Here is a 22,024-nt window from a genome sequence, read left to right on the forward strand (position 1 = left end):
AAGGTGGAACAAAGGGACTAAAATATATAACATAGAAATCAATCAAAAACTCTCCGTTAGCTAACGGAGGCTGGGGGTTAAAATGGAAACACAAACAATCGCACAGGAAGTAAGTGAAAAAGCAGCGGAGCCTGCAAAATCACCAACGACAGAAGTTTCAGGGTCAGAAGCGTTATTAGAAGCGCTGATTGTGGAGGGTGTGGATACCATTTTTGGTTACCCCGGCGGCGCTATCATGCCTATCTACGATGCTTTATATCATTATAACGATAAGCTGAACCACATACTGGTACGCCACGAGCAGGGCGCTACGCACGCGGGACAGGGTTATGCGCGTACATCGGGCAAGGTGGGTGTTGTTTTTGCAACAAGCGGACCCGGCGCTACCAATTTGGTTACCGGTTTGGCCGACGCCCAGATAGATAGCACCCCTTTGGTTTGTATCACCGGTCAGGTTTTCGCGAGCCTTTTAGGTACCGATGCCTTCCAGGAGACAGACGTGATCAATATAACCACCCCGGTTACCAAATGGAACTACCAGGTAACCGATGCTACCGAGATTCCCGAGGTTATTGCCAAAGCATTTTATATTGCCAAAAGCGGCCGGCCCGGCCCGGTATTGATAGATATAACCAAGAACGCCCAGATACAAAAATTTGATTTTGCAGGCTACGAGAAATGCGAGCACATCCGCAGCTATAGGCCAAAACCTATTGTTCGCCCACAGTATATTAAGGAAGCTGCGGGGCTCATCAATTCGGCTAAAAAGCCATTTGTTCTGTGGGGTCAGGGCGTAATATTAGGCAGTGCCGAGCAGGAGTTTAAAGCTTTTGTTGAAAAGAGCGGCATCCCATCGGCATGGACGGTTCTGGGCGCGGGCGCTATTCCAACAGATCACCCGCTCAATGTAGGTATGCTGGGCATGCATGGCAACTACGGACCAAACGTTTTAACAAACGAATGTGATGTATTAATAGCCATAGGTATGCGTTTTGACGACCGTGTAACCGGCCGTCTGGATAAATACGCCAAACAGGCAAAGGTTATCCACCTGGATATTGACCCTGCCGAGATAGACAAAAACGTAAAAAGCACCGTACCCGTTTGGGGCGATTGTAAAGAGACATTACCTATGCTTACCGCTTTGGTAGATAAAAAAGAACATACTGAATGGCATAACAAGTTTAAAGACTACACCCGCCAGGAGGTTGAACAGGTGATACACCAGGAGCTTAATCCTACCACGGCCGAGATGACCATGGGTGAGGTGATCAAACAACTGAACGAAATAACCAAAGGCGAAGCGGTTATTGTAACTGATGTGGGCCAGCACCAGATGGTGGCCTGCCGTTACGCGCACTTTAAAAAAACCCGCAGCAATGTTACCAGCGGTGGTTTAGGCACAATGGGCTTTGCATTGCCTGCTGCCATTGGCGCAAAGTTTGGCGCGCAAAACCGTACCGTGGTTGCCGTTATTGGCGATGGCGGTTTCCAGATGACCTGCCAGGAACTGGGTACAATTATGCAAAGCGGGATAGACGTAAAGATCATCATTTTGAACAACCGCTTCCTGGGCATGGTTCGCCAGTGGCAGGAACTGTTCAATGCCCGCCGCTATTCGTTCGTAGATATCGAAAGCCCTGATTTTGTGGCTTTGGCTGCGGCATACCGCATCCCTGGAAAAAGAATAGATGACCGCAAGGACCTGCCATCGGCACTGAACGAAATGCTTAACAACCCCGGTTCGTTCCTTTTAGAAGTAATGGTTACCAAAGAGAATAATGTATTCCCCATGGTGCCGCAAGGCTGCAGTGTTGCCGAGATAAGATTAAAATAAGAAAGCCTCACCTAAATCCTCTCTTAAGGAGAGGACTTAAAAATTAAAAAAATGGAAAATTCAACAAAAGAAAATAAAAGCCCCCTCTCCTCTGGAGAGGGTTGGGGTGAGGCCAAGCAGGAATACAACATAACGGTTTATACCGAAAACCAGATAGGTTTACTGAACCGCATCGCTATTATTTTTACCCGCCGTAAGATCAATATCGACAGCCTGAACACTTCACCGTCGGAGATAGAGAGTATCCATCGCTTCAACATCGTGATAAACGAGTCGGAAGATGTGGTGCGCAAGCTAACCCGCCAAATAGAAAAACAGGTGGAAGTGCTGAAAGTATATTACCATACCAACGACGATGTTATTTGGCAGGAACTGGCCTTATACAAAATGTCAACAGATGTTATTGCCGAAAAGGTGAGTGTAGAACGCTTGCTGCGCGAAAATGGCGCGCGTGCCGTGGTCATCCGTAAGGATTATACGGTATTTGAAACAACCGGGCATCGCGAAGAAACTGATAACCTGATCAAAATATTGCAGCCCTACGGATTGATAGAATTTGTACGCAGCGCCCGGGTTGCTATCATCAAAAACAGTAAAGGGTTTAACAGTAAGCTGCGCGAGTTTGAAAGACTGGAACCGGGTGAAGATGTTATCGAAAACGAATATTTAAACAAAGGGCAAAAAGTGTTTACGATGTAAACCCCTTAACCTCCTGAAAGGGAACAAAAAAGTAAAATCAGAATTAAAATATACAAGCAAAATCGGTGTATCAACGAAAAAGCACCGGTGTAATCACAAAAAGTAAAAAACAATGGCAAAACTAAATTTCGGCGGTACCGAGGAAAACGTAGTAACCCGCGAAGAGTTCCCCTTATCAAAAGCTCAGGACGTATTGAAGGATGAGACTGTTGCAGTAATCGGCTACGGTGTTCAGGGCCCGGGCCAGGCGCTTAACCAAAAAGACAATGGCATTAACGTGATCGTAGGTCAGCGTAAAAATTCAAAATCGTGGGATAAAGCCGTAAGTGATGGCTTTGTACCGGGCGAAACGCTTTTTGAAATTGAAGAGGCCCTTGAAAAAGGAACCATTATTTGCTATTTATTGAGCGATGCTGCGCAAATAGCTTTATGGCCAACTGTTAAAAAACACCTTACCCCGGGCAAAGCCCTATACTTCTCTCACGGCTTCGGTATCACTTTTAAAGAACAAACCGGTATCATACCTCCGGCCGACGTGGACGTGTTTTTGATTGCCCCTAAAGGCTCAGGCACTTCATTACGCCGTATGTTCTTACAAGGCCGTGGCTTAAATTCAAGCTTCGCCATCTTCCAGGATGCTACCGGTAAGGCTAAAGACCGTGTTATAGCTTTAGGTATCGCTGTGGGTAGTGGTTACCTTTTTGAAACCGACTTTAAAAAAGAAGTTTACAGCGATTTAACGGGCGAACGTGGTACGCTGATGGGTTGTATCCAGGGTGTTTTTGCAGCTCAATATGATGTATTACGCAGTAAGGGCCACTCGCCATCTGAGGCCTTCAACGAAACAGTTGAAGAACTTACCCAGTCGTTAATGCCACTTGTTGCTGAAAACGGTATGGACTGGATGTACGCCAATTGCTCAACAACAGCGCAACGTGGCGCGCTTGATTGGTGGAAAAAATTCCGTGACGCTACTAAACCCGTGTTTGAAGAACTTTACGAAAGTGTTGCGACCGGTAAAGAATCGCAAAAATCTATTGATAGCAACAGTAAAACTGACTATCGCGAAAAATTAGATGCGGAATTGAAAGAATTACGCGACAGCGAAATGTGGCAGGCTGGCAAAACTGTGCGCAGCTTACGCCCCGAAAACCAGGCTGTAGAAGCGTAACTAAGTTTAAGGTTAAAAGTGTAAAGTTGAAGCCATAAACTTCCTCTTTACACTTTTAACTTTCCACTTTAGACTTTATACTTAAAAAAATGGGACAAACATTATTCGACAAGATTTGGGATGCGCACGTCGTCAGTAGCAACGAGGGTTTCCCCGATATTTTGTACATCGACACACATTTCATCCACGAGGTAACCAGTCCGCAGGCTTTTGATGGTTTGCGCGCCAGAGGGTTACCGGTTTTCAGGCCAAAACAAACTGTTGCCACGGCCGACCACAACGTCCCTACGTGGGACCAGCATCTACCCATTAAAGAAGAACTTTCCCGATACCAGGTTGATATGCTCACCAAAAACTGCGCGGAGTTCGGCATCGAACTTTACGGTTTAGGGCATCCATTCCAGGGTATCGTCCACGTTATAGGCCCCGAACTGGGCATCACCCGCCCCGGTGGCACCTATGTTTGCGGCGATAGCCACACCTCTACACACGGCGCTTTTGGTGCCATTGCCTTTGGCATAGGTACCTCGCAGGTTGAGCAGGTAATGGCTACGCAATGTTTACTGCAATCGCGCCCTAAGCGCATGAAGATAGAGGTAAACGGCCAATTGCAAAAAGGCGTTGGCGCAAAGGATATCATCCTTTACATTATTTCCCAGATCTCGGCCGCGGGCGGTACCGGTTATGCTGTTGAGTACGCCGGCGATACCATCCGCGGGCTAAGCATGGAGGGCCGCATGACCATCTGTAACATGAGCATTGAAATGGGTGCCCGCTGCGGATTGATCGCTCCTGACGAAACCACCATTAACTACGTAAAAGGCCGCGAATTTGCTCCTAAGGGCGAAGAATGGGATAAAGCAGTAGCTTACTGGCAAACGCTGTATTCTGATGAAGACGCACAGTTTGACAGTGTATTAAGCTTCAGGGCCGAAGACATTGAGCCGATGATAACCTACGGAACAAATCCGGGTATGGGCATTGGCGTTACACAGCACGTTCCGGAAACTGCTTCGTTTGAGCAAAAGGAACAGGGATCATACAAAAAAGCCCTTGATTACATGGGCCTGCACGATGACGAGCAGCTTTTAGGCAAACCTATCGATTATGTTTTTATTGGCAGCTGTACCAATAGCCGCATTGAAGACCTGCGCGAGGTTGCCCAATTTGTAAAAGGTAAACACAAGGCCGATAATGTTACCGTTTGGGTAGTGCCCGGCTCTAAACAAGTTCAGGAACAAGCCATCCGCGAAGGGCTTGACAAGATCTTTGAAGCGGCAGGTTTCCCACTGCGCGAACCCGGCTGCAGCGCATGCCTGGGCATGAACGAAGATAAGATCCCGGCAGGTAAATACTGTGTATCCACCTCGAACAGGAACTTTGAAGGCAGGCAGGGGCCAAATTCACGCACCTTCCTGGCCAGCCCGCTCACCGCGGCAGCCAGCGCGATTACAGGGGTAGTTACAGATATCCGTTCATTTCTTAATCAGGAGGAGTTAGTATAATGCCGACCAAAATATTTAAACACATACAAACCAGCGTGGTGCCTCTGCCTATCGAGAATATCGATACAGACCAGATCATCCCCGCGAGGTTTTTGAAGGCCACCACCCGCGACGGCTTTGGCAATAACCTGTTTCGCGACTGGCGTTTTGATAACGACGGCAACCCAAAGCAGGATTTTGTTTTAAACAACCCTACCTATAGCGGCAAGGTGCTTGTGGCAGGCAAAAACTTTGGTTGTGGCAGCAGCAGGGAACACGCGGCCTGGGCCATTGCCGATTATGGCTTTGATGCCGTAGTAAGCAGCTTTTTCGCTGATATTTTTAAAGGCAATGCCCTTAATAACGGCCTGCTGCCGGTACAGGTAAGCGACGATTTTCTGAAAAGGTTATTTGAGGTAATTGATGCTGATCCGCATGCGGAGGTAGAAATAGACCTGGTGGACCAGTTCATCAAAATTGTAAAAACCGGCGAACAGGAAACCTTTGAGGTTAATCCGTACAAAAAGGCCTGCATGACCAATGGCTATGATGATATCGACTACATCCTGAGCAAAAAGGAATTGATTGAGGAATTTGAGCAGAGGTAAAAGCCAAAATGTCAAAGGTAGGAATACCAATGAACAATTGAACCAGTGAACTAATGAACCAGAAAGAGATAAAACGGGAAGGCAAAGGCACCGCGAAGTTATTTGACGAGCGTAGTCTTGAAGCCGATTATGCCACACTTCCTCCCCTGCTTAGGCAAGGCTGGCGAGTGCTGGATATCGGCTGCGGCACCGGGGCTATCTCTAAGGGCATCGCTCAAAAAGTTGGATCAACCGGGCATGTAACCGGCATAGATAACACGGCGTACTTTATTGAAAGTGGTAAAGAAACCTATGCCGATGTTAAAAACCTGGAACTTTTAAATGCCGACCTGTTCTCGTTCGAGCCAAAAGAAAAATTCGACCTCATAGTGGCCGCAAGGGTACTGCAATGGCTGAACAACCCGCAGGAAGCGGTGGCAAAACTAAAAAGCATGCTAAAGCCGGGCGGCATATTATCCGTACTGGATTACAACCACGAAGCTTTAGAATGGCAGCCCGAACCGCCGGCAAGTATGCGCCAGTTTTACGCAACGTTTTTAAGATGGCGCGGCGATGCAGGCATGAACAACCACATTGCCGAAGATCTGCCCGGCTATTTTACCGAAGCCGGTTTATGCGATGTGGAGGTATTGGAGGCGAACGAGGTTTATAAAAAAGGCGTGCCAAACTTTATCCCGAAAATAGGGATCTGGTCGTCAGTGGCTAAATCAACCCAAATGGTTGAGGAAGGTTACATAACCGATGATGACCGTTTAAAGGCCATTGATGAGTATGATAAATGGATAGAAAGCGACGCACAACTGATGGTGATGAAACTAAAAGAAGTGCGCGGAATAAATAAAATATAAACATAAAATAAATCCCCTTTAGGGGGTATGGGGCATGGCAATTAAAAAACACATATTAGTAATACCCGGTGATGGCATCGGCCCCGAGGTTACCACCTGGGGCAAAGCCGTATTAGAAAAGATAGGCGCCGATTTCGGTCACGAATTCACGTTCGACGAAGCCCTGATGGGCCATGCCGGAATTGAGGCTACAGGCAACCCCTTGCCAGACGAAACGCTTGAAAAAGCGAAGGCCAGCGATGCCATTCTATTCGGCGCTATCGGACACATAAAATATGATAACGACCCTTCTGCTAAAGTGCGCCCGGAGCAGGGGTTATTAAAGATCCGTAAGGAATTGGGACTGTATGCTAACCTGCGCCCTATCATGCTATTTGATGAATTGCTGGATGCATCAAGCTTAAAGCCCGAAATATTGAAGGGTACAGATATCCTGTTCTTCCGCGAGTTGACAGGTGATGTTTATTTCGGCGAGAAGAAGCGAAGCGAAGACCGCAACACCGCATCCGACCTGATGATCTACCATCGTTACGAGGTAGAACGCATAGCTACCAAAGCATTTGAAGCAGCCCGCGTACGCGGCAAAAGGCTTTGCTCGGTAGATAAAGCCAACGTGCTGGAAGCATCCCGCCTGTGGCGCGAGGTAGTACAGGAAGTGGCAAAACAATACCCGGATGTTGAAACCGAACACATGTTCATCGATAACGCCGCCATGCAACTGGTTAAAAACCCTAAAAAGTTTGATGTGGTATTAACCGCCAACCTTTTTGGGGATATCCTTACCGATGAAGCTTCGCAGATAGCAGGCTCCATGGGGATGCTGGCATCGGCGTCAATTGGTGATGGTACCGGCTTTTTCGAGCCTATCCACGGTTCGGCACACGATATTGCCGGGCTGGACAAAGCCAATCCGCTGGCCTCTATCCTATCGGTGGCATTGATGCTCGAGATTAGCTTCGGCCTAAAAGAAGAGGCTAAAAAGATAACCGACGCGATAGATAAAACATTAAAACAAGGGTACCGCACCGGCGATATAGCCGATGCCCACACCGACAAAAGTAAAATATTAGGCTGCAAAGCCATGGGGCAAAAAGTATTGGAATACTTGTAATGTGCAGATCTGCTAATATGCAGATGTGCAAATGATAACATCCAATGAACAAATGAACCATTTAACAAATGAACTAACATGAAATGGAACGCTGAACTATATGACCAGAAGCATGCATTTGTTTACCAATTTGGTGAAAATGTGCTGGAAACATTGGATGCTAAAAAAGGCGAGCACATCCTGGATATTGGCTGCGGTACAGGCTATTTAACCCAGCAGATCCAAAATGCCGGGGCTATTGTAAAGGGGACGGATTATTCGCCTGAGATGATAGCGCAGGCCAAAGCAACCTACCCCGATGTGGAGTTTGAAGTTGCCGATGCAAGCAAATTTGACGAGCCGGGTAAGTATGACGCAGTGTTTTCAAACGCTGTTTTACACTGGATAAAAAATCAGGACGGTATGATGGACAGCGTTTATAAAAGCCTTAAACCCGGCGGTCGTTTTGTTGCCGAAATGGGCGGCAAAGGCAATGTAGGCAAACTGATAGCAGCAACCAAACAGGTGCTGGAGCAACGCGGGTATCACAAACAGGCAAAAACCCAGGTATGGTATTTTCCATCAATAGGCGAATACGCTACAAGGTTAGAGAAACACGGTTTTAGGGTTACTTACGCAGCCCATTTCGACCGTAAAACCCCGTTGCAGGACGGTGACCAGGGCGTAGCTAAATGGATAACCATGTTTGCGCCGTTATACCTGGTGGGTGTTCCGCAAGAAGAAAAAGAAGAGATGCTGAAGGAAGTTACCGCCCTGCTTGAGCCGCATTATAACGAGAATGGGCAATGGTATGCAGATTACAAAAGATTAAGATTTATAGCAGTTAAAGAGATATGAGTATTGAGATGTGAGATTGAGATCTTTCATCATCAAACTAAGGTCTAAATAAAAAGTATTTAAAATTGAATTAACCGATGGCAGATGCGAGTATCAAAGCTCATATCTAACATCTCAAATCCAGGAATTATGTTACACGATCCCAACCGCGTTTATGTTTTTGATACCACGCTTCGCGATGGCGAACAGGTACCGGGCTGCCAGCTGACAACCCCCGAAAAAATTGAGATAGCCCACGAACTGGAGGCGCTGGGCGTGGATATTATAGAAGCGGGGTTCCCTGTTTCAAGTCCGGGGGATTTTATGAGCGTTGTCGAGATATCAAAGGCTGTAAAAGAGCCTGTGGTTTGCGCGCTTACCCGCGCCAACAAAACCGATATTGATGTGGCTGTAGAATCATTAAAGTACGCCAAACGCCCAAGGATCCATACGGGTATCGGCTCATCCGACCAGCATATCCAGCACAAATTTAACAGCACCCGAGAGGAGATCCTGCAACGTGCCGTAGATGCGGTAAGCTATGCTAAAAAATCTGTAGAAGACATTGAGTTCTACGCTGAGGATGCCGGCCGGGCCGATGTTGCCTTTTTAGCACAGATGATAGAGGCGGTTATTGCTGCAGGTGCTACCGTGGTGAACATCCCCGATACTAATGGCTATTGCCTGCCCGACCAATATGGCAGCAAGATCAAATACCTTAAGGAAAATGTTAAGAATATCGATCAGGCCATTATTTCGGTACACTGCCATAACGACCTGGGCCTGGCAACAGCCAACTCTATAGCCGGTTTACAGAACGGCGCCCGCCAGGTAGAAGGCACCATCAACGGCATTGGCGAACGCGCGGGTAATACCTCTATCGAAGAGGTAGTGATGATCCTCAAAACACACTCGGCGCTTGGCTTGCATACCAATGTAAACAGCCGCAATTTTTATGAAATAAGCCGCATGATCAGCAGCCAGATGCGTATGCCTGTACAGCCAAACAAGGCTATTGTGGGCAGCAATGCGTTCGCGCACAGCAGCGGTATCCACCAGGATGGCTTTTTAAAGAATCGCGAAAACTATGAAATTATTCGGCCCGAAGACGTTGGCTTCCCGAGCGCAAGTATTGTTTTAACCGCGCGCAGCGGCCGCCACGCACTTAAATTTCACCTGGAAAGATTAGGGCACAAGTTGGATAAAGACGAGCTGTATGATGCTTACAAACGCTTTTTAACGCTTGCCGATTCAAAGCTGGATATAAATGATGATGACCTGCAGGGCCTGATGGCATACAGGCTGGTAAAGAACTAAGTAATGGATACAGCAACAGCATTGCATTTGAATTTTGACGCGGCCTACCAACGGCTCAAAGATGTGGTGAAACATACGCCCCTGGAGTACAACGAACGCTTGTCGGCAAAATACGAATGCGATATTTATTTAAAACGCGAAGATCTGCAGATCGTACGCTCTTATAAATTAAGGGGCGCGTATAACCTGGTAGCGCAGCTAAGCGATGAGCAACTGGCAAAAGGCGTAGTTTGCGCCAGCGCGGGCAATCACGCGCAGGGCGTGGCTTATTCGTGCAAAAAAAAAGACATCAAAGGTGTTATTTTTATGCCCGAGATTACCCCGAAACAAAAAGTTAAGCAAACAGAGATGTTCGGCAACGGTAATGTAGAACTGGTTTTAACCGGCGATACTTTTGACGACTGCCTGCGCGAAGCCTTAATTTATACGAAGGAACACGATATGGTGTTCATCCCGCCTTTTGATGATTACCGGACAATTGAGGGCCAGGGCACAGTGGGCGTAGAGGTATTACAGGACCTGCCAGCCTTTGATGTGGCCATAATGCCTGTTGGCGGTGGCGGTCTGGCCGCGGGTATGGGAACCTATCTTAAGCAACAACTACCCAATATCACCCTGATAGGCGTAGAACCCGAAGGCGCACCTTCTATGCGTACTTCTATAGAAAATGGGGAAAACACTGCCCTGGGAGACATTGACCGGTTTGTTGACGGCGCCGCCGTAAAACGTGTCGGCGATAAAACATTTGCCATTTGCCGCGAGATATTGGATGATATGCTTACCGTGCCCGAGGGCAAGGTTTGTACCACCATCCTAAGGTTATACAACGAGGATGCCATTGTGGTTGAGCCCGCAGGCGCTTTATCGGTAACCGCGCTGGATGCTGTTAAAGAGCAGATAAAAGGTAAAAAGGTAGTGTGCGTTATCAGTGGCGGCAATAATGATATCGACCGCATGCAGGAGATCAAAGAGAAATCTTTATTGTATGAAGGGTTGAAACATTATTTCATTGTCCGTTTCCCGCAGCGTCCGGGTGCTTTAAAGTTGTTTGTAAATAACGTGCTTGCCCCCGGCGATGATATCACCCGTTTCGAATTCATCAAGAAAAACTCTAAAGAGAACGGCCCGGCATTGGTTGGCATCGAGCTTAAAAACGCCGAGGATTATCCTGCGCTGTTACAGCGTATGGAAGAACACCGCTTTGAGGTAATAGAGCTAAACCGGGATCAAACTTTGTTTGAGTATTTGGTATAAGGATAATAGAGCTATGAAAAACAAGAAGCGCCGGGTTAGCCCGGCGTTCTTGTTTTCATTTCGTATCGCAATCGTCGGCTCCTGCCGAGTGAGGACTTTTAAGCGGCCCCCGGCCTTAGTGTATGCTGTTCGGTCAGAGGCCTTATAATACAGGTCACTCGGCTGGAGCCGAGCGACTGCTTTGATGTGAACCAAACGTCCTCATAATTTTTCCATCATTTTTATCGCCTCCATCGCCGCTATCTGCCCTGATATTAAAGCAGGGGGCACGCCTGGTCCCGGCACGGTTAGCTGGCCGGTATACAGCATATTTTTAACATGTTTTGCGCGCATGCTGGGTTTGAAAAAGGCGGTTTGGGCAAGGGTATTGGCCAGCCCGTAAGCGTTACCTTTAAAAGAATGATAGTCGGCTTTAAAATCCTTAAGGGCGTAACTGCGCTTAACCATGATAGCGTCGCGTATGGTTTGACCGGTGATATGCTCAAATCTATCCAGCATTATATCAAAGTATTTTTCGCGGGTAGCATCGTCATCGGTCAAGTCCGGAGCAATCGGCATCAAAAAGAAAAGATTCTCCCCGCCATCTGGTGCGGCCTCCGCGTCTGTTTTTGACGAACAGCACGCATAAAACAATGGTTTTGTAGGCCATTGCGGGTTTTTATAGATCTCCTGGGCATGCATTTCAAAATCTTCGTCAAAAAACAAGTTGTGGTGTTTTATGCCCGCTACCTTTTTATTGGTGCCGATGTAAAACAACAAACTGGAAGGCGACATGATGCGCTTATCCCAATATTTTTCGGTGTAGTTTCTATTGGCTTTATCCAAAAGATACTGGTCGGTATGCTGATAATCTGCACCCGCGATCACAAAGTCACTGGTATAGCTCCCATTATTGGTTTCAACAGCTTTTGCTTTTCCATCAGCCACCTCAATTCTTGTTACTTCGGTATTTAATTTGATTTCGACGCCATAACTTTGGGCAACTGCAACCATGGCTTTAACGATCTCGTTCATGCCGCCCATGGGGTACCATGTGCCAAGGGCAAGGTCGGCATGGTTCATCATGCTGTACATAGCGGGGGTATCCTGCGGGGTAGCGCCCAAAAATAGCACCGGAAACTCCAGCAGCTTTATCAGCTTAGGGTTTTTAAAATATTGGCGCACATGGCTGCTCATGCTGGTAAGCAATTGCATGCTCATGCTTTTACGGATCAGGTTAAAGTCGATAAACTCGGTAATAGAATGCGAAGGGCGAAACACATACTCGCCCATACCCACCTTATATTTATAGGCGGCCTGTTCTAAAAATTTGCGCAAGCCAGCGCTGCTCCCGGGCTCTATCTCATCAAAAAGTTTTTCCAGCTCGCCCATGTTGGCAGGTACGTCCAGTACATCATCCTTACCATAATAAACACGGTAACCGGGGTCGAGCCGTTTAAGCTCATAAAAATCTGATGGTTTTTTTTCGAACAAGGCAAAAAAGTTTTCGAAAACATCTGGCATCCAGTACCAGCTGGGGCCCATATCAAACTTAAAGCCGTCTTTCTCCCATACGCGTGCGCGGCCCCCGGGCTGGTCGTTGTTTTCCAATATGGTTACACGGTAACCCGCTTTTGCCAATACGCATGCCGAAGCCAGCCCCGCAAAGCCAGCCCCGATAACAATAACTTGTTTGTTGATATCCATCGGTACCAAATTAAGCAAAAAAGCCTCACCCCAACCCTCTCCTTCGGAGAGGGAGTGAAAAAAAGTCCTACCTATCGGGGAGATTTAGAGGGGGCTGAAACAATACAGCATTCATTTTGTACATTTGATTGATGAACCTGTTCGATAAAACGTGTTTTGAATGCAGTAAGCTAATTACCACCCAATACAGTACTTCGTTTAGTACAGGCATTAAGGCTTTCGATAAACGGCTCAGGTACCCGATCTACGCTATTTACGGTTTTGTACGCTATGCGGATGAAATTGTGGATACTTTTTACGGGCACGACCAGCGCCGCCTGATAGATGAGTTTAAGGAGGAAACCTTTAAAGCTATTGACCGCGGCATCAGCACCAATCCCGTGTTGCAGTCGTTTCAGCAGGTGGTTAACCATTATCATATCGAAAAAGAATTGATAGAAGCTTTTTTAACTTCCATGAAAATGGACCTTGATAAAACTGCCTATGACGAGGACGGATATAAAAAATACATTTATGGCTCGGCCGAGGTTATAGGATTAATGTGCCTGCGCGTTTTTTGTGAAAACGATACTGAGCTGTACAGTAAACTGGTGCCTAAAGCACGAAGTTTAGGCTCGGCTTTTCAAAAAATAAACTTTTTAAGGGATATTAAGTCAGACTATGAAGACCGCGGACGTACCTATTTCCCAGAAGTGGATTTTACAAATTTCACCGAAGCAGATAAACAAGTGATAGAAACCGACATAAAAAGAGATTTTGACGATGCATTTGAGGGCATAAAGCTTTTGCCTAAAGGCAGCAGGCTGGGCGTATACGTGGCTTATATATATTACCTGCAGCTTTTTAAAAAAATAAAGGCAACCGCCGCTCTAACTGTTATGCAGAAGCGGATAAGGGTTTCTGATACGCAAAAACTCGGCTTGTACTTTAAGGCCAGGCTGCACCAAAAACTAAATATAATTTAGGTTTTACTTCGCCGATCGTCCAATGCTTTTAAGATCAAAATATATATTATTTACCGCGATACTACTGTTGTTTTCGCCGCTTTACAAAAGTAATGGTGCCCCCACGCACCCCGACGAGCATAGCCCGCAGGTGATACGTAAGCTACTGGTTAACGCTATCAATAACGGAAAGGTAACCGATTCGCTGTATAGTAAATTAACGGCAATTAAAAACCCTACAGCGCTTATTAACGGGTACATCGGCACTTTACAGGCTTTAAAAGCAAAGCATACCTGGAACCCTTATTATAAACTGAAATATTTGAGCGATGCCGAAAAAACGTTTGCCAAAGCTGTAATCGGCGATCCCCATAATATCGAGATACGTTTTATGCGGTTTTCGGTAGAGCATAATGTACCCGGCTTTTTGGGTTACACTAAAAACCTGGCCGCCGACAGGGAAGAGATCATCAAACAGATAGAGCGCAACCACTATTCATCGGCGGATGAGCATCTTGTAAAAACTATCGTTACCTTTCTGCTCGATTCAAAAAGGTGTACTCCTGCCGAGCAAATCAAACTATCACAGCATTTAGCTTCTCTATAAATGAAATATACCTACCTTATCATCAATGCGCTTACTGTATTTTTCCCGGTGGCGCTGTCGTTTGATAAGCGGGTGGCCTTCGCCAAAAGCTGGAAATTCGTATGGCCCGGGATGGCAATAACCGGTTTGCTGTTTTTGTTCTGGGATGTGCTATTCACCATTCATGGCGTTTGGTCGTTTAACGATGAATATATTGTCGGCATAAAATTGCTGGGCCTGCCGCTGGAAGAGATCCTATTTTTTTTAACGGTGCCCTTTGCCTGTATTTTTATTTACGCCTGCTTAAATTACTATGTTAAATGGCAGCTAAGCCCGGTTTTGGCAAGGGTAATATCTAATTTACTTATCGGTATGGCTGTAGCTTTATTGGTTGCTAACTATGCCCGGTTGTACACAGCAGTAACCTTTGGCCTGCTTACAGTATTGCTTGCCCTGTTATTATATCTTTTTAAAGTTGATTGGCTAAACAGGTTTTACGTAGCATTCGCCGTATCGCTTATCCCCTTTTATATTGTTAACGGCTTACTAACGGCCATACCGGTTGTGCTTTATAACAATGCACAGAACATGGGCGTTAGAGTAGGCACCATCCCGTTTGAAGATCATTTTTACAGTATAGCCTTACTGCTGATGAACGTTGGTTTTTTTGAATATTTTAAGAACCGTAAAAATCTTGCTTAATGACGCCGGACCTGCCTGAATATACCAGATCTCAACTGGCGCTGCGTAACGGGCAGGATAAGCCCCAGATATGGGTGGCTTACAGAGGTATTATCTACGATGTGACCGGGAGCCGCCTTTGGCGAAATGGCAAGCATTACGAGCATTGGGCCGGCCAGGACCTGACCGATGAACTGCCCGATGCGCCGCACACCGAGAGTGTTTTTGAGAAGTTTACAGCGGTAGGCAGACTGAGCTAATATCGTATCAAATTTACTCAGAAGTGTTCATTTTCGCGGCGCGTGAACACTGTGAACAGGCATGAACATCTCATAATCAATGCCTTAATAATACAGGCACTGTCAAAACAGCGTCACCACTTTTATCATCTGTACTTATACACTTTTGCCTAAACAAAAAAACCCGCCCGAAGGCAGGTTTTCCTATATATATGTTGAGTTTATTTTAGTTTTCGGCGTATACCGGTTTTGCAATACCATTATCATAAGCTTTCAAATTCTTTTTAAGCAATTTGCGGGCTACGTGGATACGGGTTTTAACAGTACCAATAGGTATACTTAAATGGTCGGCTATCTCATGGTATTTGTGGCCTTCAAAGTACATGGTGAATGGCACGTAGTAATCTGATGGCAACCTGTCTAAAGCGCGTTTTATATCGTCCATAACAAACTTAGCTTCGCCTTGGTTTTTGGTAGAGCTGAATACCAGGTTAGGAGATGATATCTCATCGCTTTTGGTAACAAAAGTGCTCATTTTAACAAAACGGCGATAGTTGTTGATGAAGGTGTTTTTCATGATGGTATATAACCATCCTTTTAAATTAGTGCCTTCTTTAAACTTGTTGTAGTAAGTTATAGCTTTCAACATTGTATCCTGAACAAGGTCGTTAGCATCATCTGCGTCGTGGGTAAAGTGTAAGGCGTATGACCTTAGCGAAGTCGCCTGACGTAATACAAGGGTGTTAAACTCAATCTTTGTCATTCTGTTAATGTTTTGTATTAAGTAGTAGGCAAACATGATACCACTTTATACAAAGCCACTCGGAATAGGATAAGCTTTAAGCTAAATGTCCATTACCAGCGGAAAAGGCAGAATAATTTATTTTATATAGATAAATAGCTATTATAAAGCTACTTACAGCATATATTGCGCTATTGTGGTTGTTATGTAAACTATTTTAAATTTCTAAAACAATTGTTTACTTAACTTACTGTAGATGAGTAACGTGCAAAATTATATTCTTAATTAAGTTAATTAACTTATAATATTCACCTCGCGTTGTAGGGTAACGCCAAATTTAGTGTACACACTGTCTATGATTTGCGACGAAAGACTGTATACTTCTTCGCCCGTTGCCCCGCCGTGGTTCACTAATACCAGCGCCTGGTTCTTCCAGGTGCCAGTGTTTCCAACTGTTTTTCCCTTCCAGCCGCATTGCTCTATCAGCCATCCGGCGGCCAGTTTGTGCAACCCATCGCCTGCGGGATAATTAACTACGTCAGGAAATTGCTCCTGCAGCAGGCGGAACTGCACATCGCCAATTACCGGATTTTTAAAAAAACTCCCTGCATTACCTATGGTTGAAGGGTCGGGCAGTTTAGATACGCGGATGTGCGAAATCACTTTCGATATATCCTCGATAGTAGGGTTACTGATGCCACGGTTGGCCAGTTCCTGCTCTATAGCGCCATATTTTAAATTGATGTTAGGTTTAAGCGACAGGTGGAACTTTACTGATACAATTATATACTGCCCGGCCAGTTCTGACTTGAACACACTTTCGCGGTAGCCAAATTTGCAATCATCTTTGGTGAACGTGCGGAAGGTGCCGGTGGCAATCTCAAACGCCCGGCAGCTTGCAAACACGTCTTTTAACTCTACCCCGTAAGCGCCTATGTTTTGTATGGGCGATGCGCCCACCGAGCCCGGTATCAGACTCAGGTTTTCCATACCGGCATAGTTGCGGTCGACGCAAAAGTTCACCAGGTCGTTCCATACCTCGCCCGCACCAACCTCTACAAATACGTCCTCGTGACTGATGCGGTGCTCAATACCGCGGATATTCATGCGGATAACCAGCCCTTCAAAATCCTTTACCAGCAGCATATTGCTGCCGCCGCCAACAACCAGCCGGTTGATGTGCGCCCATTGCGGGTCGGCAAAAAGCTCAACCAGTTCATCCTCATGGCTTATTTCGGCAAAGTAGCGGGCATTGGCATCAATACCAAAAGTGTTGAAATGTTTAAGCGATACGTTTTCCTGTATTTGCAGCATGGGGCGATGATTTTAAATGGTGGCGAATTTCGGAAATATTATTGAAATCGTCATTGCAAGGTACGAAGCAATCTTCGAAAGAAAAGCTGGCCACAAGCATGTAGAAGATTGCCACGCTACGCTCGCAATGACGCGTGGCGGGATTATCTAAACCACTTCTTCCCCACTACCAGCAACCCAAACTCTTCCGAAGGGTTCTTCTCTGTGGACTTATGGTGGATCTTGTGCGCCCGGCGGATAGCAGATAAATAGCGGTTGCTGCTTTTAAATGCTTTAAATCGGTTATGAATAAACCAATCGTGAAAGATGAAGTAGATGGTGCCATAGGCGCTAATACCGATGCCTATCCAAAAGCGGTAATCTAAAGCGATATGCCCTACCCACATCAGCCATAAGGCAAGCGCCGCGAAGCCGATGCTGAATAAGTCATTGAGCTCGAACCAGCCATGCCGCTGCTGATGGTGTGTTTTATGGATAAACCAAAGCGGCCCATGAAAAAGGTATTTATGCATAGCCCAGGAGAGTAGTTCCATGGCTGCTATCGTGGCTATTATGATGGCTATGTTGATTATTATATTCATGAACACACCCCTAACCCCTCTCAAGAGGGGAACTATGCTTTTCTAAATCTACAATCGTAATTATACAATCGTAAATTAAATATGTATAGCCCTATTCTCCGTAGCCGCTAAGCACGCTTCGCGCATGGCTTCGGTGTAGGTTGGATGGGCGTGGCTGGCACGGGTTACATCCTCGGCACTGGCCCGGAACTCCATAGCGATAACCGCTTCGGCGATCATATCCGCAGCACGCGGGCCTATCATATGTACACCTAAAATTTCGTCGGTAGTGGCATCAGCCAAAACTTTTACAAACCCATCCAGGTCGCCGCTGGCACGGGCACGGCCACTCGCCTTGAACGGGAACGACCCTACTTTGTACTTTGTACCGGCTTCTTTCAGTTGCTCCTCGGTATAACCAACAGCGGCAACTTCCGGCCATGTGTAAACAACGCCCGGGATCAGGTTATAATTAATGTGCGGTTTTTGACCGGCAATAAGTTCGGCAACAAAAGTGCCCTCATCTTCCGCCTTGTGGGCAAGCATGGCGCCTTTTATCACATCGCCAATGGCATAAACGCCTTTAACGCTGGTTTCCAGGTGCTCGTCAACCGTAATTTTACGGCCGCGTTCTTCAACAGTGATGCCTATTTTATCAAGGCCAAGCCCATCAGTATAAGCAACACGCCCAACGGCAACCATGCAGTAGTCGCCCTTAAGTTCTTGTTTTTCGCCTTTTGGGTTATCAAAAGTAACGGTAACCTCTTTGCCTTTGGCGGTAGCGCCTGTAACCTTATGGCCCAGGTAAAACTCCATGCCCAGTTTTTTTAATACTTTCTGTAACTCGCGGCCAAGCGCTTTATCCATTGTAGGGATAATGCTGTCCATATACTCAATTACCGATACCTTAGCGCCTAAACGCGCGTAAACCGAGCCCAGTTCCAAACCAATAACACCACCGCCTATCAATATCAGGTGCTTTGGTATTTCATTAAGGGTTAAAGCCTCGGTTGAAGTGATAATACGTTTTTTATCGATCTTCAGGAAAGGCAGGCTTGACGGTTTGGAACCAGTAGCAATGATCACCTTTTCGGTGGTTAGCTCGGTGGTTTTACCGTCAGCAGCTGTAACAATAATGGTATTTTTATCTTTAAATGAACCTACACCTACGTGTACGTCAATCTTGTTCTTCTTCATCAGGTAGGTGATACCGCTGGTATTGGCATTAACAACTTCCTGTTTGCGTTTTATCATCTGGCCAAAATCAATGCCCAGGTTATCAAGCTTGATACCATGTGCAGAGAAGGCATGGGCAGCGTTATGGTAATGTTCGGACGAATCGAGCAAGGCCTTCGACGGGATACAGCCCACATTAAGGCAGGTACCGCCAAGGGTGTTGTATTTTTCGATAATGGCGGTTTTCATACCCAATTGAGCGCAGCGTATAGCCGCCACATAACCACCCGGACCAGAACCTATAACGATAACATCATATTGCATAGCAGTGTATTTTGGTGGCCAAAGTTAAGGAATGTTTGCAGGCTTATAAATAGGTAATTATTAAAATGTGAAGGGGTTGACAGAGGGTTAGAGGGGAAGGGGGAATTGATTATAATATGTATTGTTTGATCTTTTCCAACTAACCATGGTGTTACCTGCGCAATTGTCTGAACCTTGATTTGCTTGATTATATGATTGCTTGATTTTCCCTTAGGCCATTTTGTTATTGTGGACGCGTTTGAATTGCAAACTTTTTGATCCAAAATTTATTAGCAAGCCTATTTCTATATTGTAAGCTTCAAGATAATTCATCGCCTGTGCTAAATGGACTTCTTCTAATTGGATAATTGCTTTTAGTTCAACCATAATGGTGTTTTCAATAAAAAAATCAACCCTACGCGCCCCAATATCGATACCATCATAATAGATAACCATGTCGAGTTCCCTTGCGTATGCCAAGTCGGCTTTTGATAGCTCGATTGCCAGCGCACGCTGATAAATTACTTCTTGAAAGCCATTACCCAAAACACCATGTACTTTCATTGCACAACCAATAATTTTCTGCGTCAAGTCCGCATGTTTCATTAAGCAATGTACCAATTTTACTCACTTAGTCAAGTGAAGAAATCCTATTAATCCTTAAATCAAGCAAATCATGGTTCAGAAAATCGTCGCCTTTGTAACACTCTTATCACGCTTAGCATTTTTGCAATATACTTAGTAAATTACGCCATCACTCAAAATACTGACCATCATGAAAAAACTCTCCGCATTATTAATTGTAATGGCTGTGGCTTGCAGTTCGTTATTTGCACAAAGCAACTACGTTAAAGAGCATTACACCAAAAGGGATGTATACATCACCATGCGCGATGGGGTAAAGCTTTTTACCTCTATTTACACGCCAAACGATGCATCAAAAAATAAAAAATATCCCATCATGATGCAGCGTACCTGCTACAGCATTGCGCCTTATGGCGAAACCAAATACCCCGGCCAGTTGGGGCCCTCGAAATACATGATGCAGGAAGGGTACATTTTTGTGTATCAGGATGTGCGCGGCCGCTACAAAAGCGAAGGCACCTGGACCAATATGACCCCGGCTATCGACAATAAAAAAAGCAAAAAGGATGTAGACGAAGGCTCTGACACTTACGATACCATAGACTGGCTGATAAAAAACGTGACCGGTAATAACGGCAAAGTTGGCCAATGGGGCATCAGCTATCCGGGCTTTTACACGGCGGCCGGCATCCTTAGCAATCATCCCGCATTAAAAGCTTCATCACCTCAGGCGCCCATTTCCGATTTCTTTTTTGACGATTTTCATCACAACGGCGCTTTCATAGAAAGCTACTTTTTTACATTCCCGGTTTTTGGCGTGCAAAAAACAGACACTACCAGCAAGGCGTGGTACCAAAACACCATGTTTAACCCCGGCACCCGCGACGGCTACCAGTTTTTGCTTGACCTTGGTCCCCTTAGCAATGCCGACAAATATTATAAGGACAACTTTTTTTGGCAGGAAACCATTAATCACCCCAACTACGACGCATTTTGGCAAAAACGCGGACTGCTGAAACACTACAATAAAGTAAAACCGGCTGTAATGCTGGTAGGCGGCTGGTTTGATGCCGAAGATCTTACAGGCCCATTGGCTATTTACAAAACCATCGAAAAGAAAGATCCTAACGCATATAACACTATCGTAATGGGCCCGTTTGGGCACGGCAGGTGGTCGCGCGAGACAGGGCACACCATGCATAGCAACATTTACTTTGGCGATAGCATTGCTACCTTCTATCAAAAAAATATCGAGCAGAAATTCTTTAACCATTTCCTGAAAGGTAATGGCGATAAAAACTCGGGCCTGCCAGAGGCTTACATGTATAACACCGGTAAAAAAGAATGGCAAACGTTTGATAAATGGCCTGCTGCCGAAGCAACGCACATGAAGTTTTACCTGAATAACGATGGCAAGCTGGCTTCGACCCAGCCATCGGCAGAGGGCAGCAACAGCTTTGTAAGCGACCCCATGAAGCCCGTACCTTACACAGAGGACAATACCACCACTATGGGCTTTACACCTCATAACTACATGAGCGAGGATCAGCGTTTTGCAGGCCGCCGTACGGATGTGCTGGTTTACCAAACCGATGTTTTAGCAGATGACGTTACCCTGGGCGGCGAGATCATGGCCAACCTTAAAGTAGCTACCACCGGTACCGATGCCGACTGGATAGTAAAACTGATAGACGTTTACCCGCCGGATGAAAAGAACAACCCGTACATGCCGAACAAAAACATCATCCTGAGCAATTACCAGCAAATGGTTCGTTCAGAGATCATGCCGGCCCGTTTCCGCGATGGCTTTGAAAAGCCGGTGCCGATGGTCGCCAACCAAAAAACAGATGTGAACTTCCGCCTGCAGGATGTATTGCACACGTTTAAAAAAGGCCACCGTATTATGATACAGGTACAGAGCACATCGTTCCCGCTGTATGCGCGCAACCCGCAAAAGTTTGTAGAGAACCCATACAAAGCCGATGCAAGCGATTACCAGAAAGCTACGCATACGGTGTTTAACGATAGTTTTATTGATGTGGAGGTGCTGAAGTAAAGGATTG

General features: G+C 46.0%; 21 protein-coding genes. 15 read left to right on the forward strand and 6 right to left on the reverse strand.

Going from position 1 to position 22,024, the window contains the following annotated elements:
* Positions 1-82 precede the first annotated feature (82 nt).
* The 10 genes from ilvB (at position 83) to ilvA (ending at position 11,145) form a co-directional block, all read left to right on the forward strand.
* Positions 83-1,837, forward strand: coding sequence for a biosynthetic-type acetolactate synthase large subunit (gene ilvB, locus HDC91_RS10060; protein ID WP_183551565.1), 1,755 nt, complete (start codon positions 83-85; stop codon positions 1,835-1,837).
* A 51-nt stretch (positions 1,838-1,888) separates the two neighbouring features.
* A complete protein-coding gene (gene ilvN / locus HDC91_RS10065; protein ID WP_255476702.1) occupies positions 1,889-2,536 on the forward strand; it encodes an acetolactate synthase small subunit in 648 nt (215 codons plus the stop codon).
* 112 nt (positions 2,537-2,648) lie between these two features.
* Positions 2,649-3,707, forward strand: coding sequence for a ketol-acid reductoisomerase (gene ilvC / locus HDC91_RS10070; protein ID WP_183551568.1), 1,059 nt, complete (start codon positions 2,649-2,651; stop codon positions 3,705-3,707).
* 89 nt (positions 3,708-3,796) lie between these two features.
* Positions 3,797-5,212 (forward strand): 3-isopropylmalate dehydratase large subunit, encoded by a 1,416-nt coding sequence (gene leuC / locus HDC91_RS10075; RefSeq protein ID WP_183551571.1) that lies wholly within the window; start codon positions 3,797-3,799, stop codon positions 5,210-5,212.
* Complete coding sequence (gene leuD / locus HDC91_RS10080) at positions 5,212-5,799, forward strand: 3-isopropylmalate dehydratase small subunit (RefSeq protein ID WP_183551574.1); 588 nt, start codon at positions 5,212-5,214, stop codon at positions 5,797-5,799. The genes leuC and leuD overlap by 1 nt, the downstream gene beginning before the upstream one ends.
* 53 nt (positions 5,800-5,852) lie before the next feature.
* The gene (locus tag HDC91_RS10085) at positions 5,853-6,647 is read left to right on the forward strand and encodes a methyltransferase domain-containing protein (RefSeq protein ID WP_183551577.1); all 795 of its coding nucleotides are present in this window, start codon (positions 5,853-5,855) and stop codon (positions 6,645-6,647) included.
* Positions 6,648-6,687: 40 nt separating this feature from the next.
* Positions 6,688-7,758, forward strand: coding sequence for a 3-isopropylmalate dehydrogenase (gene leuB / locus HDC91_RS10090; RefSeq protein WP_183552535.1), 1,071 nt, complete (start codon positions 6,688-6,690; stop codon positions 7,756-7,758).
* Between the two features lie 78 nt (positions 7,759-7,836).
* Positions 7,837-8,595: a class I SAM-dependent methyltransferase gene (locus tag HDC91_RS10095; RefSeq protein ID WP_183551580.1), complete on the forward strand. Its 759-nt coding sequence runs from the start codon at positions 7,837-7,839 to the stop codon at positions 8,593-8,595.
* 129 nt (positions 8,596-8,724) lie between these two features.
* Positions 8,725-9,891 carry a 2-isopropylmalate synthase gene (locus tag HDC91_RS10100; protein WP_183551583.1) on the forward strand — a complete coding sequence of 389 codons (1,167 nt, stop codon included), beginning with the start codon at positions 8,725-8,727 and terminating at the stop codon, positions 9,889-9,891.
* Positions 9,892-9,894: 3 nt separating this feature from the next.
* Positions 9,895-11,145, forward strand: a complete 1,251-nt coding sequence (gene ilvA, locus HDC91_RS10105; RefSeq protein ID WP_183551586.1) for a threonine ammonia-lyase IlvA — start codon at positions 9,895-9,897, stop codon at positions 11,143-11,145.
* Positions 11,146-11,346: 201 nt separating this feature from the next.
* Here the strand turns inward: ilvA and HDC91_RS10110 are convergent, their stop codons facing one another.
* A complete protein-coding gene (locus HDC91_RS10110; protein ID WP_183551589.1) occupies positions 11,347-12,831 on the reverse strand; it encodes an NAD(P)/FAD-dependent oxidoreductase in 1,485 nt (494 codons plus the stop codon).
* A 131-nt stretch (positions 12,832-12,962) separates the two neighbouring features.
* Between HDC91_RS10110 and HDC91_RS10115 the strand changes: the two genes are divergently transcribed.
* Genes HDC91_RS10115 through HDC91_RS10130 form a run of 4 tightly spaced genes read left to right on the forward strand, consistent with a single transcriptional unit; the run spans position 12,963 to position 15,302 of the window.
* Positions 12,963-13,796: a phytoene/squalene synthase family protein gene (locus HDC91_RS10115; RefSeq protein WP_183551592.1), complete on the forward strand. Its 834-nt coding sequence runs from the start codon at positions 12,963-12,965 to the stop codon at positions 13,794-13,796.
* 22 nt (positions 13,797-13,818) lie between these two features.
* Complete coding sequence (locus HDC91_RS10120; protein ID WP_183551595.1) at positions 13,819-14,382, forward strand: hypothetical protein; 564 nt, start codon at positions 13,819-13,821, stop codon at positions 14,380-14,382.
* Positions 14,383-15,063, forward strand: coding sequence for a lycopene cyclase domain-containing protein (locus HDC91_RS10125; protein ID WP_183551598.1), 681 nt, complete (start codon positions 14,383-14,385; stop codon positions 15,061-15,063).
* Positions 15,063-15,302 (forward strand): cytochrome b5 domain-containing protein, encoded by a 240-nt coding sequence (locus HDC91_RS10130; RefSeq protein WP_183551601.1) that lies wholly within the window; start codon positions 15,063-15,065, stop codon positions 15,300-15,302. Before HDC91_RS10125 ends, HDC91_RS10130 begins: the two co-directional genes overlap by 1 nt.
* A 205-nt stretch (positions 15,303-15,507) precedes the next feature.
* Here HDC91_RS10130 and HDC91_RS10135 read toward each other — a convergent pair whose 3' ends face one another.
* The 5 genes from HDC91_RS10135 to HDC91_RS10155 all read right to left on the reverse strand — a co-directional run bounded on the left by HDC91_RS10135 (position 15,508) and on the right by HDC91_RS10155 (position 19,982).
* A complete protein-coding gene (locus HDC91_RS10135) occupies positions 15,508-16,044 on the reverse strand; it encodes an RNA polymerase sigma factor (protein WP_183551604.1) in 537 nt (178 codons plus the stop codon).
* A gap of 273 nt (positions 16,045-16,317) precedes the next feature.
* Complete coding sequence (gene murB, locus HDC91_RS10140; RefSeq protein ID WP_183551607.1) at positions 16,318-17,337, reverse strand: UDP-N-acetylmuramate dehydrogenase; 1,020 nt, start codon at positions 17,335-17,337, stop codon at positions 16,318-16,320.
* Between the two features lie 143 nt (positions 17,338-17,480).
* The gene (locus HDC91_RS10145) at positions 17,481-17,918 is read right to left on the reverse strand and encodes a sterol desaturase family protein (RefSeq protein ID WP_183551625.1); all 438 of its coding nucleotides are present in this window, start codon (positions 17,916-17,918) and stop codon (positions 17,481-17,483) included.
* Between the two features lie 75 nt (positions 17,919-17,993).
* On the reverse strand, positions 17,994-19,397 hold the full coding sequence (gene lpdA, locus HDC91_RS10150; RefSeq protein ID WP_183551628.1) for a dihydrolipoyl dehydrogenase: 1,404 nt from the start codon (positions 19,395-19,397) through the stop codon (positions 17,994-17,996).
* A 210-nt stretch (positions 19,398-19,607) separates the two neighbouring features.
* Positions 19,608-19,982, reverse strand: coding sequence for a GxxExxY protein (locus HDC91_RS10155; RefSeq protein ID WP_183551631.1), 375 nt, complete (start codon positions 19,980-19,982; stop codon positions 19,608-19,610).
* Between the two features lie 169 nt (positions 19,983-20,151).
* On the opposite strand from HDC91_RS10155, the gene HDC91_RS10160 reads away from it, so the two are divergent.
* Positions 20,152-22,017 carry a CocE/NonD family hydrolase gene (locus tag HDC91_RS10160; protein ID WP_183551634.1) on the forward strand — a complete coding sequence of 622 codons (1,866 nt, stop codon included), beginning with the start codon at positions 20,152-20,154 and terminating at the stop codon, positions 22,015-22,017.
* The last annotated feature ends 7 nt before the right edge of the window (positions 22,018-22,024 follow it).

Origin of the sequence: Mucilaginibacter sp. AK015 (assembly GCF_014200785.1) — a bacterium.
Lineage (GTDB): Bacteria > Bacteroidota > Bacteroidia > Sphingobacteriales > Sphingobacteriaceae > Mucilaginibacter.